Origin of the sequence: Thalassotalea agarivorans (assembly GCF_030295955.1) — a bacterium.
In the GTDB taxonomy this organism is placed as follows: Bacteria; Pseudomonadota; Gammaproteobacteria; order Enterobacterales; family Alteromonadaceae; genus Thalassotalea_D; species Thalassotalea_D agarivorans.
The window spans coordinates 1,656,164-1,670,837 of record NZ_AP027363.1; the positions used below are offsets into that span (position 1 = coordinate 1,656,164).

Consider the following 14,674-nt stretch of genomic DNA (forward strand, 5'->3'; position numbering starts at 1 on the left):
ATGCCGTTCAGCTTTATAGAAGAAGCGCTTAAACAGCAAAAAGATAAACATCGTTACCGTACACGTATTGTCACTTCGACCGATGCGCTTAGCGTAATGTGGCAAGGTAGCGATGATTTTATCAATTTTTCTTCTAATGATTATCTAGGACTCAGCCACGACAGCCGTGTTATCAATGCGCTGCAAACAGCAGCCGAAAAGTACGGCGTTGGATCTGCATCGTCAAGTTTGGTCACTGGTTATCATGATTCTCATAAACAGTTGGAAGACAAGCTATGTGAGTGGCTAGGGTATCCATCGGCACTATTGTTTAATAGCGGATTTACTGCCAATTGTGCTGTGCTCGATGCGATCGGTAAAAAGGGTAGCTGTTTGTTTTTAGATAAATTAAGCCATGCCTCTATTATCGATGGTGCGCGCAGTAGCGAAGCGGACTTTAAACGGTTTGCTCACAATAATATCGAACATGCTGAATCACTATTAACCGCCTCTGAGCACAAACATAAACTTATAGTGTCTGAAGGGGTGTTTAGCATGGATGGCGACTGTGCGCCGCTAAATGAATTAGCGCGTTTATCAAAGCAATTCGATGCGCCGTTATACATTGATGATGCGCATGCAGTAGGGGTGATAGGTGAGCAAGGCACAGGAAGCAGTGTAGTTAAACCCGATATACTAATGGTTACTTTCGGTAAAGCCTTAGGTACAAGTGGCGCTGCAATTCTGTGTAGCGAAGCTATTAAAGAGTATTTAGTTAATGTCAGTCGCCATTACATATATTCCACGGCAATAAGCCCTGCAATCGCTACAGCAACTTGTGCTGCAATTGATATTGCTCAAACTGAAGAATGGCGCCGTGAACGTATTGTAGAAAACGTTCAATTGCTAAAACAGGGATTACGTGACGATATTAAAACAACGGATAGTAACTCTTCTATACTAGGTATTATGTTAGGAGATGAACAGTCCACGATTGAGGCTTCTCAATCGCTTAAATCAAAAGGTATTTGGCTGTCTGCAATAAGGCCACCTACTGTACCTGTTGGTCAAAGTAGGTTACGCGTTACCATAAACTCCAATCATAATACTAATCAAATCAATAAGTTAGTCAGTTGTTTAAACGAGGTTATAGTTTAATGTCTAATTTCCAAGAACGAGTAAAAATTGCTAAGTCTTTTGGTGGCGCTAGCGATAGTTACGACGTAAGTGCGAGGCTGCAAAGGTTTAGTGGCAAACATTTAATGCCATGGTTACCGAATCGCCATGATCTCACCGTACTTGATTTAGGCTGTGGCACCGGCTTTTTTACCGATATTTTAGCTAGCCAATATGAGCAAGTGATTGGTTTAGATATTTCCACCAAAATGCTTAATTTTGCAAAGCAAAAACGAAACAAAGCAATCACCTGGGTAGAAGCGGACGCATTTAAATTGCCTTTTGCAGACAATAGTCTTGATTTTATCTATACCAATTTAGTGATCCAATGGTGTGAACCGTTGCAAGATAGCCTCAATGAAATGATGCGCGTGCTTAAACCTGGTGGTTTAGTTGCCTTTAGCACATTGATTGATGGCACCTTGTTTGAATTGAAATCTGCTTGGAAACAAGTAGATGACGATCAACACGTCATCGATTTTAGAACACTTGAATCACTAGAAAGCGCTGTAAACCAAGGCGCGTTTAGGTTACTGGAAAGCAAACAACAAGACGTAATTTTAGAGTATGAAAACGTTATTCATCTCGCTAGAGAATTGAAAGGCCTGGGTGCTAACCATGTGCCGAAGAAAAGAAATAAAGGTCTAGCCGGTAAAGATAAGTGGCAAAAAATGGAAACCAGTTATTCAGATTTCCAAGAGCCCGGTGGCGTATATCCAGCGACTTATAAAGTATATTCTGGGCTATTAGTAAAACTTTCTGATTAATCTATAAGAACACACAATATTATGACGAGACGGTTATTTGTCACTGCAACTGATACCGATGCAGGAAAAACACATTTTACTGAAGCATTAATTTACGCTTTGGTAAAAAAACAATATAACGTAGCAGCATTTAAACCCATTTCTGCGGGTTGTGAAAATGTAGACGGGCAGTTGCTAAATGAAGATGCTCAGCGCTTACATGGTAGAGCGAATCTAGGCCAAACGATTGAAAATGTAAATCCATTTGCATTTGAACCACCGATAGCACCGCATATCGCTGCCAAAGAAGCCAATCAAACATTATCGTTGCCATTGCTTACGTCAGCTTATCAGCGCCTGCCATTAGCGATGTCGGATTATGTCATTACTGAAGGTGCAGGGGGCTGGCAACTACCAATTAATGAAACAGAATACCTATCTGAATTCGCGATTAGTGAATCAATGGATATTATTCTTGTCGTTAATATGAAACTAGGCTGCCTTAACCACGCGCTACTCACATTAGCGGCAATTAAAGCAACAGGACTAAACCTTGTTGGTTGGGTTGCTAATTGTTACCAAGGCATGTCACGTTTAGAAGATAATATAGCGACGCTAACTGCCAAAGTAGATGCGCCGCTACTTGCTGTATTACCTTATGAATCAAATATAGAGTCGTTATCAGCGAAGATAGATCTCAGTCATTTATAAAACGCTAATCAACCATCATCCATCCAACACTTAAACAGCTTACGTTTAATCGTATGTTTTCTTCGTTAACTCATTTATGCACGCTTGGGCAATAAAGCCTGAGCGCGTAGTGTAGTTCGAGTTGCGACTCACGCAGTCATCAATCTTTTTAATCAATAATTCTGGTAGCGTCACATTAATCTTATGGCTCTTGCCTAAAAATGGTGTGATATCAATGTCGATAACCGCCCAAACAATAGCGGGAGAAGGGTGGTTTACCCTTTGCGTATCGATATTGCTTGCACGTGGAATAGACTCTCCGTACTCCGCCAATATTTGAAGATGTTCTTCTACGGCAATTTCTAACTTATCAAGACCAGATTCAATCCCAGATGCTAGCACCATGCATCCAACGATATCAGGGGCAGAGCATTCGTAACCGTCGCTTACTGTTTTGATCATTACCGGGTATTTCATCGCGTTCTCCGTACATTTTAAGTAAAAATACAATAACCCTTATAACTCCGCATGTAAATAACTAAATAACCCTGATACCTCCAATGTAATTTACTATGATAACCCTAGTAACTCTATACATAGCCAATATGATAACCCTAATAACTCTACAGGAGTAAAATGTAAACACTTACTGTGGTCAGAGTACCCTTTATAGATGGAGTGGTAGTATTTGAGTAGATCGACAAAGGATCGCTATTGATCCTCTACTTTATTAGGGGTTGTAAGGGTTATTTGTCAGAAAAAGAAAACGCCGTGTAATACGGCGTTTGAAAGGCAAGTACTATGGATGTTTTACTTGCTATGTCTTGATTCACACATCGACAGGTGTGGGTCACTCGCGGTTGAATCGCAATTTAATGCACATTCAAACTCGCCAACATAATCGACATTCATATTGTGTAAGGTGAATTTTGCAGCTGTTTTGCAATTTTCTAAAGAATCGTATGTACCCACAGGAACGAAAGTTTCTGGGTTGTCTCGCTCTAAATAGATAAAGCCCGTCCAGGTATCTTCCTTAACTGGCATGGCATAAGCAAAATAAGCGACCGCTGCAACAATAAATAGGTATCTCATAGTGTTTAAGCTTTGTTAAAAAATAGTATTAATCGGAGTATAAAAAAATACAAAGTACGAAACTGTTATTAGATTGTAACACCCTTTGATGTAATACGAAAGCTTTAGTAGTTAATAAGCGATAATAGCGGGTTGTTTGTTAAAAGTAAGAATGGGGAGGGGATAAGAATTGGTCGGGATAGCAGGACTTGAACCTGCGACCTCACGTCCCCCAGACGCACGCGCTACCAGACTGCGCTATATCCCGAATCAATGTAAAGCGAGGCTAGTTTAACCTGTTAGCCTCGCAATGCAATCAAATTTAAAGGTGTGTACGTTTGATTGATTGAAAATTAATCACTTCTTTGGTTGTTCAATCGTATTAGCAACCGCAAAACGTTTAATGTAGTTAACGCCGTCAATCATTAACGGAAAATCTTCTTTTAGCGTAATAGGGGCTTGTTGCTGCCTTGAATAGCTATTGAAATTACCCGATTGATCAATAAATACGGATTTATCTTTATTAAAGACCAATATGCCTTGTTCATTGGTGTTAGCAATGACGCGATTTTCTTTAAGGGTAAATATGTCTTGGCCTACGCTATATCGTGTCGTTGCAAGTCCACAATTTAACCAGTTCTTCATTAATGTCGGCGCAATATCCATATGACTGGTTAATGTTCTTACTTTTTGAAAATTATCGCTGTTAAATGCTAACAAACTCGGTTTTTCAATCAGCTCTGTTTGGGTAAGCTCATTGCCTAGTGTTGAAACATAGACGTTGTCTTTAATTGCTTTGTTTTGCTGCGCTAACATAAGCGCATCTAAAAACAGGGTAAGTTGATAATCATCTTGTTGATCAAAAAAGACGATATGAAGGCCAGGTTTAACTTTCTTAAACTCATCTTCTAACACTAAGCCCGAAATATCGGGTTCGTTTCTAAACACGTCAAAGGCGTCTATTAACCATGTTGGTAATGCCGCTTTGTTCTCATCGCCAACTAAGGTAAATGTGGATACCAGCTGTTGATTAGCAATTGCATCTAACAATACTGGTTTGGCATTTTGTGCAAGCACGTCATCCTGATAGATGTTTGGCAGGCTATAAAGCAGGTTAAACCATGCTTGCGCACTATCCGAAGTATCTATATGTCGTTTAAGCATCAAGCTTTGAAGTGCAGACCTGTCGAGAAGTCGTTCAATTTGAGACTGTTCAAATATCTTTTTAGACAACACAATAAAGGTAGAATGATCAATCGCTTCGCTCGCGTGGCACTGCGCAGAGTCTATTGAATAGGCTGGAATAGTACCAACCAAACTAAGCGGCGCATTCTTACGCTCTAAATAGTCTTCTTTATTAAACAAATCATATTTTGTCAGCAAGGTTTTTGCAGTTGCAGGGTAAGAAAGTGGTAAAACGGTATCTTGTCTTAGTATATCGTACTCTAAGTTTGCATCAGCCCAAATATGCAGAATATGGCTGAAGAAGAACGAAACCACCAGGCCAGCAACGATGAAACGTGCAAACACCGTTTTTTGTAACTGTCTTAAATGACGCCAAGCATAGTTACTGACCAGCAATTGAAACACTAAGATAACAATGGCTAACACAATGGTAGTAAACCAAAATTCGCGAGGGCGTATTTCTATTTGCGCGGCAATAACATCAAGTATTTGCGAGCTAGCAGAGGCATTAATGTGGTAACCCAATCGAGAATAGATAAAAGCATCAAGTGCCAACAACATTAACACCACGGTAAATACAAGCGAGGCTACGCCTCTAATGACGCGAGTTTTAGGATAAACCAAAATTAGTGGGAAAATGAGCAGTACAAAGCTACCAAAAATCAAAAACGCTATATGGCTAAGCCAGTTGGTAATTAAATATGTGGTACCTAATGTGGTGTCTGGCATACCTTCAATAACAATATATGCGCTTGAAAGCACAATGGCTGCGATGATATTGAAAAACGTAAACCAATGGCTCCAACTAACTAGATGGAGCAACCGTTTACTATAGGATGCGGATTCATTACTAACCATTCAAATATAGTCTCTTATAGATAGTTATTATTATAAGTGTAAGGTTAAATTACTAAGTTACTGTTTTATGATAGATTGTTGCAAGGCTTGCGTAAAATTATTTACGATGCTTTCTTGCAATTCAGCCGGTACTTGCTGAGATATAACTTCTGTAATGGTGTTTCCAAGGCACATTAAGCTTAAATCAGCTTCTGCTTTTTCGTCGATTAAGACATCCATCAATTGTTTGATAATTTTTTCTACACGTTCTGTAGGATATTTAGATACAATAGGCATAATAAATTAGTTGTTAAATTAGCATTCGCTAAGTTTATCAAATGCCCACTCGAATAAACATACACAATATATGAGCATTATTATTTCAAACATAGCTATCCACTATGTACAACGCAATATTGAATCCAATGAAGTTGAACTAACATTCGGCCCACAAGACATTGATATTAATAGCAAGATCGAAACATTCGTAGATGCATTACACCATATCTATAATGGTAAAGGCGCGAAGGCTTATGGCAGCTTTAGCCTGCATCCAAGTGAATCAGAACATGTGCCTTTTAAACATTTAATGCAGGATTACCTTGATTCCAACGAGTCGTTTAACGAGTTTAGCGTAAAAGCAGCTAATGCGCTGTCAGCTGAAATTGCAAAATATGACATTGAAGAACAAGGTTATTTAGTGCTTTGCCATTATGAATATATGGGTGGTCGATTCTTGTTAGTGTGCGTATTGCCGCAATCTGAACACTACAGTGTAGATGGCGAACTTAATTTATCAGCAAACAAGCATCTAGATACAGCAAAGCTGCAGTTAGCTGCCAGAATCGATTTATTTGACTATGAAAGCAATCAAGATAGTCAAAAATACATTTCTTTTATTAAAGGACGCGCAGGGCGCAAAGTATCAGACTTCTTTCTAGAGTTTTTAGGTTGTGAAGAAGGCTTAGATGCTAAGTCTCAAACACAAACCTTAGTGCAAGCAGTGGAAGACTTTGTTTCGGTAAACCAATTAGAAGCGCAAGAAAAGCAATCAGCACGTAAGGAATTACTCGATTACTGTAAGGAAAAGAAAGCTAGCGCACAAGAGGTGAATGTAAAAGAAGTGGGCGAAATGCTTGCGCAAGAGGGCGGGAAAGACTTTTATGAGTTTGTCCAAGAGCAATCTTATCCAATGGAAGAGTCATTTCCACACGAACAGGCTGTCGTCAATAAGGTCACTAAGTACTCTGGCTATGGAGCAGGTATAAGTATTAGTTTTGAAAGAAGCCATTTTGGTGAAGAAGTGGTGTATAATGCAGCTAATGACAGTTTAACAATTTATAAAGTACCGCCTAACTTAAAGGCACAGTTACAAGCATTGCTTCAAGAGAGCAATGAAAGCGAATAAATACTGTAACGCGTAACCAATAAATGCTTTATATATCAATACATTATCAATTTGAGGTAAATATGACAGAATTAACGATTAAGCGCCCAGACGATTGGCATGTTCACTTAAGAGATGGCGAATCACTTGCCACTACAGTGCCTGACATCAGTCGATATTTTGGTCGCGCAATTGTTATGCCTAATCTTGTTCCGCCTGTGATGAACGCAGAGCAAGCAGCTGAATATCATAGCCGCATTATGGCTGCCAATCCTGCAGCACATTTTACGCCATTGATGGTGCTTTACCTTACAGACAACACCACAGCACAAGATATTAGAGATGCAAAAGCGAGCGGCATTGTTTATGCCTGCAAGCTTTATCCGGCAGGTGCTACGACTAATAGCTCTTCGGGTGTTACTGATATCAACAACATCGAACAAGTGGTTGCGGCGATGCAAGAAGTTGGAATGCCGCTGCTTATTCATGGTGAAGTAACACATAGTGATATCGATATTTTCGACAGAGAAGCAGTGTTTATTGACACCATATTAAAACCGCTCGTTGCAAAATACCCTGATTTAAAAGTTGTGTTAGAGCACATTACCACCAAAAATGCTGTTGATTTTGTCAAAAGTGCTTCGGATAACATTGCAGCTACAATAACTGCGCATCATTTGTTGTACAACAGAAATCACATGTTAGTTGGTGGTATACGCCCACATTACTTCTGTTTACCGGTGTTAAAACGTAACACACACCAAGCCGCACTTGTTGCTGCGGCCACAAGTGGCAGCAAAAAGTTCTTCTTAGGTACTGACTCAGCGCCACATCCAAAACATGCTAAAGAATCAGCCTGTGGCTGCGCAGGTTCATATACAGCGCATGCTGCCATTGAATTGTATGCTGAAGTATTTGAAGCTGAAGATGCACTTGATAAGTTAGAAGCGTTTGCTAGCTTAAATGGTCCGGCATTCTATGGCTTACCTGTAAACAATGACGAAATAACATTAGAAAAATCAACTTGGGATGTACCAGAAACGATGGCATTCGGCTCTGACGTTGTGGTACCGATTCGCGCAGGTGAACAAATTGCCTGGAAAGTAAAAGGCGAGTAAGTTAAATCATGCAATTATTTGTAGATGACCTAACGGTAATAGACTTTTCATACCTATGCCAACAACGTGGTGTTGTTGGCGAAAGCTGGATTGTTGACGTAGTGTTGGACGGTGATTTAAATGATCAAAGTATGATTTTAGATTTTGGTGTTGTTAAGAAGCAGATCAAGGCTATTATCGATGACGCAGTTGACCATAAGTTATTGTTACCAATCCATTCTTCAGCGTTGAAAGTATCTGATTCAACGCATCAGGTTGATCACGAATATGTCGATTTCATGGCAACTCGTGGTAGTTTGTTTTTACAGTCACCAAAACAAGCCTTTGCCAAAATAGAAAGCAAATCTATTGATATTGATTCCGTTACTTCTCATTTAACGCAGGTGATTGCCGAACAATTACCGAATAATGTGCAAGGTTTAACCTTAACCTTGCGTCCAGAAGTCATTAACAGTGATTACTACCACTATACGCATGGTTTGAAACTCCATGACGGTAACTGTCAGCGAATTGCCCATGGCCATCGGTCAAAAATTGGCATTTACTTGAATGGTCAGCGCAGCATTGACGCTGAGCATGCTTGGTGTGAGCGTTGGCGCGATATCTATATTGCGAGTGAAGAAGATCAGGTTGATATCGACCAAATAGAATTGTCCAGTTATGCCATGGATAATGTGTCCGATCAGCATAAATACTTTTCATACAGAGCACCGCAAGGACGTTTTGATATAGCGGTAATGAAAAACCAACTCGAGATTGTTGATTGTGATTCAACCGTTGAACTTTTAGCTGACTTCATTGCCAGAACACTTAACAAGCAATATAAACAAGAAGTAAAGGTTGTTGCCTATGAAGGTGTTGCCAAAGGTGCTATCGCCACTGTTTAAATCATTTCTTACATTACTTGCCTGTTTACCTTTGTTGTCGAGCGGCAATGAAGCCAACATGTTTACCTTATCTGGTGAAATAAAGCAGGGCGGTTACGTGCTTGGCAAAGTGCAGCCTGGTGCTCGTGTAATGCTTGATGGAAAGCCGCTGCAGGTGAGTCCTACAGGCGACTTTGCTTTTGGTATAGGTCGAGATGAGACAGAGGCAAAACAGCTAACTATCGAGGAAAATGGTAAAAAAATAGACCGTTTTTTGCCTGTTCAAACCAGAGAATACAAGCTGCAGAAAATAAACGGTATCTCGCCACGCTTAATGAACCCGTCTGAGCAAGATCTTGAACGTATTGCGCTAGACAGCAAACAAGTAAAAGCGGCACGTTCAGGATTGTCAGATTATTCATACTTCGCTAGAGGGTTTATAAAGCCAACAAAAGGGCGCATCACTGGCGTTTACGGCAGTCAGCGTATCTACAACGATAAACCTGGGAATCCACATTTTGGCATTGATTATGCGAACAAAACAGGTACGCCTGTGCTCGCTCCAGCTGCCGGTAAAGTCGTTTTGTGGGTGCCTGACATGTTCTTTTCTGGCGGTACCATGATTATTGATCACGGACACGGCATCTTTAGCACTTTTATCCATTTAAGTGACGCATATGTAAGCGTTGGAACGGACGTTAAACAAGGAGAAAAAGTGGCGGCAATTGGTTCGACAGGGCGTTCAACTGGCCCACATTTGGATTGGCGCGTAAATTGGTTTGACGTGCGTATCGACCCACAATTGGTTTTAGATACACCCGCAATCCCTTAAAATGTAGAAGCTCATATCTAATCTGACCCTAATAATTGACAGGATTAGATGCGATCTGACAGACTGCAATGAGCGAACAGCAGTCAGTCATAATAAGAACAATGCGTACAATATTTTTCTTCACATTATTCATCTTTTCTTGTCATTTATTAGCAAATGATAAGCTACCATCAACGATTCCTGAGCTAGAAAAAGCGGCTCTAGATGGGGATTCTAAAGCGCTCGTACAACTTGGCTATAAATACTTCACAGGCGATGGGGTCGATAAAGATGTTGTGAAAGCCAGAGAGTATTACTTAGAAGCTACAAAATACGGTGAAAGTTATGCGTTTAACAATCTTTGTAATATATATCTTTATGGTGAAGGCGTTGAAGTTGATTATGTAGTAGCATTCCAATATTGCAGAGAGGGTGCAAAGCTCGGCAACCCAAGTTCTATGGTGATGCTTGGGGAAATGACTGCAAACGAAAATGGACTATTCAAAGATAAGCGTGATATAGGCATGGATTTATCCTATCAGTTCTATGAAATGGCTGCCAAACGAGAACATCCTCATGGGCAATACATGCTTGGTTACTATTATGAGAATGGTATCGTTACAGAGAAAGATTTAAAAGTAGCTAAAGACTGGTATACGAAAGCGGCAGAGCAAAACCACATATCAGCGAAGCAAGCAATAAACAGACTTAAACAGCTTAATCACTAGAAAGGTAGCGCTCTTGCTGCCTTTTTCTTCGCTTTATCGGCACGTCTGTCGTAATTTTTAGTCGTTTCTACCGAAGAATGGCCCATTAAATCTTGTACAACAAATACGTCTTCACCACCTTCTAGTAGCTTAGTAGCAAAGGTTCTGCGCAAATCATGCGGCGTAAGTCGTTTTAAACCAGCTTCTTTATATCGCCTAATAATGATGTCATAAATGGTTTGCCCAGAGATAGGCTGGTCAATTAATTTGTTGCCTTTACGGGCACGCAAAAACAGTGGACCAGGCTCTAATCCGCGCTCATCTAGCCATACATCGAGTATTTCCATAATACGTTGATGCAGTGCATTGATTCTTTCTTTATTACCTTTACCAATCACACGCAAAGTGCCTTCGGCTGCGTCAAAATCCGATAACATTAGGTTTGCCGCTTCAAGACGTCGCAGACCTGCGCCATATACAAGCGCAATTACAGCAGCATCTCTCATCGCAATAACGCCTTCGAGCGTCATGCAGTGATCAATCAATGCATTGAGCTCTTCAAGATCTAGCGCGCGTCCTTTAATAGAGCGAGAACCTCTAACACGTTTTATTTCTTTAATATGTTGATAGGTTTCAACATCGATGTCGCCATTGCGCCATGCTTCTTTAGCAACGCCTTTTAACGCAGACAGATAAACATTTTGAGTGGCAGGTGATTTGCCTGCTTGTGATAAATCAGACATAACCGAAAGAACTGTACGATAATTTAATGTCGACCAGTCCACTTGTTGATGATGCTTTTTCTTTGCCATCAATCTTGCAAGCACATTTAGCATTGATGTCATGGTGACACGACTTTGTGCTGACTGAAGTGATAAAAGGTAAATATCCGAAGCTGATTGCACACTCATAGATTAATCATCATTTTTTATGGTGACGCTACGTAAAAAATAGACAAGTTTTGGCTATCATGGGACTCAGATTTTACGTACGTGCACGCTATTGTTATTTAATAATCGCCAAATAGCATTGTAAAACACTGATATTTATACGATTTAATGAAAGCCCCGTATAATAAGGGCTACAAAACGCGTCAATTATTACTTATTAAAATACAGATTTTAAACGATAATGCAAATGATTTAGCTAAAAAAGGTTTAACTAGCGTTATTTTGTTTTAAAGCCTTTTTGTTTACATGCGAATTTGTTTTTATGCAGCTTGTGTAGCTTTTCTTTTATCTTTTCACTTTTCTTATTGCTAACGCCTGCTTTTAGTTTGCTGTTTTGCTTTTCAATTTTTTGATCTAACTTTTCGCAGGATTTTTTAGTTACGTCGTTGTTAGCTTGCGCAAAGAAACTAGTTAAGCTAATCGTCAACACACTGAGAAGAAAAAAACGTTTAAACATAGTTTTTACTATTCTTTTTATTACTGTGTTTTCACTATATCAAAAACAAACTTATTCAACAGCCTCTATTAGTGGCACGATTAAACAAGCACTAAAGTTACTGTCAAAAATGATCACGACATCCTCATCTGCTGTTTGCGGATCAAAATTATCAGTAATCACGTTACATGTATCACCGTCTAGTGTTATTGAAACAACTTGAGTGTTTGCCTTTTCCAACGCTATTTCACTCTATAATGTTTTATTCATTAGCGTTTGGTCTACAACATTTCCATCTACTGATAGCACGGCTTGCGTGCCTGTTGTAATGACACGTGTATCAACCACCCAAGCAGATATTTCATTGCCCGATGTAGTACTTTTAGGTAAATCAGCTACAACTAATTCAAAATAATTGTCACTATTACTGCCTAAAGCAAAAATAAGTTGGTTTGGCGTGATATCGAGCTCTTTTTCTAACATAGCTAAGCTCGTTTGGCTGTTGTCGTCTATTAGGTTGAATGTGGTATCAAAGTCATCGTCATCATCGCTAATAAAGGTGATTAGATTTGATGAAGAACCGCCTAAAATTGACAAGTCATATATAGTACTTGTTTGGTCTTCTACTTCGGCTGTTACTGTTATATCAGACGTTGCACCTGTATCAAGGTTAACTAAATTGAACGTTTGAACCTTAATCGCATAAGGTTGCGGCACCTCTACATCAGTATCAGAATCTGAACCACAGCCAATTAAAGCGACAAATAACCCAAGATATATCAGTGATTTATACATACTTAACTCCTCGAACAGATGATTAACTTAACTATGGTACAAATTGTGATTTAATCAAATTTATTGCGCCAGGATAACATCAACTATTTCGCTTTGTTCTGTGTTCATTTTTAAGTCTAACAAATGCCCTACTAACTCAAAAATTGTCGTAACTTCAAATTTGTCGACTTTATGACGCGCTTTGAAATCTGGGCCATAGCCAATAAAGATAGCGTCCAAACCTATATACTGATTACCATCATATCCGTGTGTCGCTAATTGCACATAACCATTTGTGTTGATAAAGGTATAAGGTGGTCTGGCATCAACAATTAAATCTGGCCGTTGCGGGGTCTCTTTTTCCATGTGCCAATGCTTTGGAAATTCACGCGCAAGATAAACGTCATATAAGGTTTTGTTTTCTCTTTCGCTCGCTCTTAATAATTGTGATCGGGCGTCTAAAATAGTTTTTGAATCGCCATATAACAAGAGTTGTGTTTGACCATTTGTTACATTGGTAAGACGCTCGAGCGTCTCCGCAGAAATGATATCTTGCCAATAAACAGCGCTTGGTTCCCCAGCACTGACCATTCCGTGATCAGATACAATAATCAAGTTAACTTCATTATTAAACTCTTGGTCTAAAGCATCAACAAAGTCGCCTAACAGATTATCTAGTTTTTCTATTTCTAGTTTAACCTCTTCACTTTCAGGGCCATATAAGTGCCCCGCTGTATCTACTGACGAAAAATATGTCGCCATAAATCCTGGCTTTTGATCTGCAGGCATTCTCAACCAAAATAGTATTTGATCTAGCCTCTTTTTGTTGTCGACACCACTGTCGTAATAGAAATTATAGCTGGGTACAGCGACACGTGTTGCAAACGACTCAGGCCAAAAGTAAACACCTGTTTTTATGTTTTGCTTTTCTGCTATAGACCAAATAGGTTCTGCGGTTAACCATGCAGGTTCTTTTTCCGCGGCGCCTTTGTAGTATTGTGCATTAAGTTCACGATGGTAAAACGTATTATGGACGATGCCATGCTCGTTTGGATATTTACCGGTTATCATCGAAATGTGATTAGGAAATGTTTTGCTAGGATAAACTGGTTGCAGGCCACTATTGGTAGTGCCTCTATCGATTAGTTTTAGTAGCGTTTTAGGTTTGAATTTTTGAAGATAATAAAAAGCAAAGCCATCTATAGATATCAATACAACAGGCGTTTGTTGTTCGACAATGTCTACTTGCACTTCTTCTTGCTGCGCCGAGGCGGCAATAGAAACAGAGACTAATATGGCAATTATTATTGTTTTAAACGTCATTACTTACACAAGAAAAAGCGGTTACTTAATAGTAACCGCTATTATTTGATTAGTCTAAAAGCAAATCCGTAATATTTTTAAGGTCCTGTTTACCGCTTTTAAGCTCTTCATCCGTTAATCCCGACAACTCATGCGGAAATACCAGCCATTCTTCTGAAGAATGAACGTAGTAATCAGGTTTAATATCTACCTTTGAATTCTTTGGTTTATACCAAGGACACGCTATACGTACATCTTTTGGCATGTTGTTACGCATTAGTTTCTTTAACTGTTTGATTAGTGCATCGATACTACGACCAGAATCAAACACGTCATCAACAATAAGCAAACCATCTTCTGCGTTGGCGTTTTCGATGATGTAGTGTAATCCGTGTACTTTGATTTCCTTACTTTGTTGGTTGATACCATAGTATGAGGACGTACGTACGGCGATATGGTCAGTTTCTACTTTTTTGTAATCAAAAAACTCTTGCACGGCAATACCAATAGGTGCACCTCCGCGCCAAATACCCACGATGAATTCTGGGCGGAATCCATCTTTATACACTTGGTGCGCTACGCGAAAAGAGTCCTCAAGTAATTCTTGAGCAGTAATATATTTTTTGTCCATGAATGAAC

Annotated in this window: 17 protein-coding genes and 1 tRNA gene; 8 read left to right on the forward strand and 10 right to left on the reverse strand. The window is 39.6% G+C overall.

Features of this window, described 5'->3' with window-relative positions:
• The 3 genes from bioF to bioD are packed head-to-tail and all read left to right on the forward strand — an operon-like array spanning window position 1 to window position 2,612.
• Window positions 1-1,137 (forward strand): 8-amino-7-oxononanoate synthase, encoded by a 1,137-nt coding sequence (bioF, locus tag QUD85_RS07690; RefSeq protein ID WP_093329773.1) that lies wholly within the window; start codon window positions 1-3, stop codon window positions 1,135-1,137.
• Complete coding sequence (gene bioC / locus QUD85_RS07695) at window positions 1,137-1,922, forward strand: malonyl-ACP O-methyltransferase BioC (RefSeq protein WP_093329771.1); 786 nt, start codon at window positions 1,137-1,139, stop codon at window positions 1,920-1,922. Before bioF ends, bioC begins: the two co-directional genes overlap by 1 nt.
• A gap of 21 nt (window positions 1,923-1,943) precedes the next feature.
• Window positions 1,944-2,612 carry a dethiobiotin synthase gene (gene bioD / locus QUD85_RS07700; protein WP_093329769.1) on the forward strand — a complete coding sequence of 223 codons (669 nt, stop codon included), beginning with the start codon at window positions 1,944-1,946 and terminating at the stop codon, window positions 2,610-2,612.
• A 45-nt stretch (window positions 2,613-2,657) separates the two neighbouring features.
• On the opposite strand, the gene QUD85_RS07705 is transcribed toward bioD, so the two are convergent.
• From QUD85_RS07705 to QUD85_RS07725, 5 genes are all read right to left on the reverse strand, one after another.
• On the reverse strand, window positions 2,658-3,068 hold the full coding sequence (locus QUD85_RS07705) for a type II toxin-antitoxin system HicB family antitoxin (RefSeq protein ID WP_093329767.1): 411 nt from the start codon (window positions 3,066-3,068) through the stop codon (window positions 2,658-2,660).
• Window positions 3,069-3,401: 333 nt separating this feature from the next.
• The gene (locus QUD85_RS07710; RefSeq protein WP_093329766.1) at window positions 3,402-3,683 is read right to left on the reverse strand and encodes a hypothetical protein; all 282 of its coding nucleotides are present in this window, start codon (window positions 3,681-3,683) and stop codon (window positions 3,402-3,404) included.
• Between the two features lie 170 nt (window positions 3,684-3,853).
• Window positions 3,854-3,930 (reverse strand) — tRNA-Pro (locus QUD85_RS07715).
• Between the two features lie 89 nt (window positions 3,931-4,019).
• Window positions 4,020-5,705: a DUF3413 domain-containing protein gene (locus tag QUD85_RS07720; RefSeq protein ID WP_093329764.1), complete on the reverse strand. Its 1,686-nt coding sequence runs from the start codon at window positions 5,703-5,705 to the stop codon at window positions 4,020-4,022.
• 57 nt (window positions 5,706-5,762) lie between these two features.
• The gene (locus QUD85_RS07725; protein ID WP_093329763.1) at window positions 5,763-5,981 is read right to left on the reverse strand and encodes a YejL family protein; all 219 of its coding nucleotides are present in this window, start codon (window positions 5,979-5,981) and stop codon (window positions 5,763-5,765) included.
• 70 nt (window positions 5,982-6,051) lie between these two features.
• Here QUD85_RS07725 and yejK point away from each other — a divergent pair, with 70 nt between their 5' ends.
• The 5 genes from yejK (at window position 6,052) to QUD85_RS07750 (ending at window position 10,594) form a co-directional block, all read left to right on the forward strand.
• Window positions 6,052-7,092: a nucleoid-associated protein YejK gene (yejK, locus tag QUD85_RS07730; protein WP_093329761.1), complete on the forward strand. Its 1,041-nt coding sequence runs from the start codon at window positions 6,052-6,054 to the stop codon at window positions 7,090-7,092.
• 62 nt (window positions 7,093-7,154) lie between these two features.
• Window positions 7,155-8,189, forward strand: coding sequence for a dihydroorotase (gene pyrC, locus QUD85_RS07735; protein WP_093329759.1), 1,035 nt, complete (start codon window positions 7,155-7,157; stop codon window positions 8,187-8,189).
• Between the two features lie 8 nt (window positions 8,190-8,197).
• Window positions 8,198-9,076 (forward strand): 6-carboxytetrahydropterin synthase, encoded by an 879-nt coding sequence (locus QUD85_RS07740; RefSeq protein WP_093329758.1) that lies wholly within the window; start codon window positions 8,198-8,200, stop codon window positions 9,074-9,076.
• Window positions 9,039-9,887 carry a M23 family metallopeptidase gene (locus tag QUD85_RS07745; protein WP_093329756.1) on the forward strand — a complete coding sequence of 283 codons (849 nt, stop codon included), beginning with the start codon at window positions 9,039-9,041 and terminating at the stop codon, window positions 9,885-9,887. The genes QUD85_RS07740 and QUD85_RS07745 overlap by 38 nt, the downstream gene beginning before the upstream one ends.
• Window positions 9,888-9,955: 68 nt before the next feature.
• Window positions 9,956-10,594, forward strand: a complete 639-nt coding sequence (locus tag QUD85_RS07750; RefSeq protein WP_093329755.1) for a tetratricopeptide repeat protein — start codon at window positions 9,956-9,958, stop codon at window positions 10,592-10,594.
• Here the strand turns inward: QUD85_RS07750 and QUD85_RS07755 are convergent.
• The 5 genes from QUD85_RS07755 to QUD85_RS07775 all read right to left on the reverse strand — a co-directional run bounded on the left by QUD85_RS07755 (window position 10,591) and on the right by QUD85_RS07775 (window position 14,666).
• Window positions 10,591-11,484 carry a tyrosine-type recombinase/integrase gene (locus QUD85_RS07755; RefSeq protein WP_093329753.1) on the reverse strand — a complete coding sequence of 298 codons (894 nt, stop codon included), beginning with the start codon at window positions 11,482-11,484 and terminating at the stop codon, window positions 10,591-10,593. The genes QUD85_RS07750 and QUD85_RS07755 overlap by 4 nt on opposite strands.
• 547 nt (window positions 11,485-12,031) lie before the next feature.
• On the reverse strand, window positions 12,032-12,199 hold the full coding sequence (locus QUD85_RS07760; RefSeq protein WP_177168898.1) for a hypothetical protein: 168 nt from the start codon (window positions 12,197-12,199) through the stop codon (window positions 12,032-12,034).
• A gap of 12 nt (window positions 12,200-12,211) precedes the next feature.
• Window positions 12,212-12,754, reverse strand: coding sequence for a hypothetical protein (locus QUD85_RS07765; protein ID WP_093329750.1), 543 nt, complete (start codon window positions 12,752-12,754; stop codon window positions 12,212-12,214).
• Window positions 12,755-12,814: 60 nt separating this feature from the next.
• A complete protein-coding gene (locus QUD85_RS07770) occupies window positions 12,815-14,056 on the reverse strand; it encodes an alkaline phosphatase family protein (protein WP_093329748.1) in 1,242 nt (413 codons plus the stop codon).
• 49 nt (window positions 14,057-14,105) lie between these two features.
• Window positions 14,106-14,666: a phosphoribosyltransferase gene (locus QUD85_RS07775; RefSeq protein ID WP_093329746.1), complete on the reverse strand. Its 561-nt coding sequence runs from the start codon at window positions 14,664-14,666 to the stop codon at window positions 14,106-14,108.
• Window positions 14,667-14,674 lie beyond the last annotated feature (8 nt).

Bases quoted from the DNA above. Each gene is read 5' to 3' on its own strand.
- bioF (WP_093329773.1), top strand. From the start codon at position 1: ATGCCGTTCAGCTTTATAGAAGAAGCGCTTAAACAGCAAAAAGATAAA.
- bioC (WP_093329771.1), top strand. From the start codon at position 1,137: ATGTCTAATTTCCAAGAACGAGTAAAAATTGCTAAGTCTTTTGGTGGC.
- bioD (WP_093329769.1), top strand. From the start codon at position 1,944: ATGACGAGACGGTTATTTGTCACTGCAACTGATACCGATGCAGGAAAA.
- QUD85_RS07705 (WP_093329767.1), bottom strand. From the start codon at position 3,068: ATGAAATACCCGGTAATGATCAAAACAGTAAGCGACGGTTACGAATGC.
- QUD85_RS07710 (WP_093329766.1), bottom strand. From the start codon at position 3,683: ATGAGATACCTATTTATTGTTGCAGCGGTCGCTTATTTTGCTTATGCC.
- QUD85_RS07720 (WP_093329764.1), bottom strand. From the start codon at position 5,705: ATGGTTAGTAATGAATCCGCATCCTATAGTAAACGGTTGCTCCATCTA.
- QUD85_RS07725 (WP_093329763.1), bottom strand. From the start codon at position 5,981: ATGCCTATTGTATCTAAATATCCTACAGAACGTGTAGAAAAAATTATC.
- yejK (WP_093329761.1), top strand. From the start codon at position 6,052: ATGAGCATTATTATTTCAAACATAGCTATCCACTATGTACAACGCAAT.
- pyrC (WP_093329759.1), top strand. From the start codon at position 7,155: ATGACAGAATTAACGATTAAGCGCCCAGACGATTGGCATGTTCACTTA.
- QUD85_RS07740 (WP_093329758.1), top strand. From the start codon at position 8,198: ATGCAATTATTTGTAGATGACCTAACGGTAATAGACTTTTCATACCTA.
- QUD85_RS07745 (WP_093329756.1), top strand. From the start codon at position 9,039: ATGAAGGTGTTGCCAAAGGTGCTATCGCCACTGTTTAAATCATTTCTT.
- QUD85_RS07750 (WP_093329755.1), top strand. From the start codon at position 9,956: ATGAGCGAACAGCAGTCAGTCATAATAAGAACAATGCGTACAATATTT.
- QUD85_RS07755 (WP_093329753.1), bottom strand. From the start codon at position 11,484: ATGAGTGTGCAATCAGCTTCGGATATTTACCTTTTATCACTTCAGTCA.
- QUD85_RS07765 (WP_093329750.1), bottom strand. From the start codon at position 12,754: ATGTATAAATCACTGATATATCTTGGGTTATTTGTCGCTTTAATTGGC.
- QUD85_RS07770 (WP_093329748.1), bottom strand. From the start codon at position 14,056: ATGACGTTTAAAACAATAATAATTGCCATATTAGTCTCTGTTTCTATT.
- QUD85_RS07775 (WP_093329746.1), bottom strand. From the start codon at position 14,666: ATGGACAAAAAATATATTACTGCTCAAGAATTACTTGAGGACTCTTTT.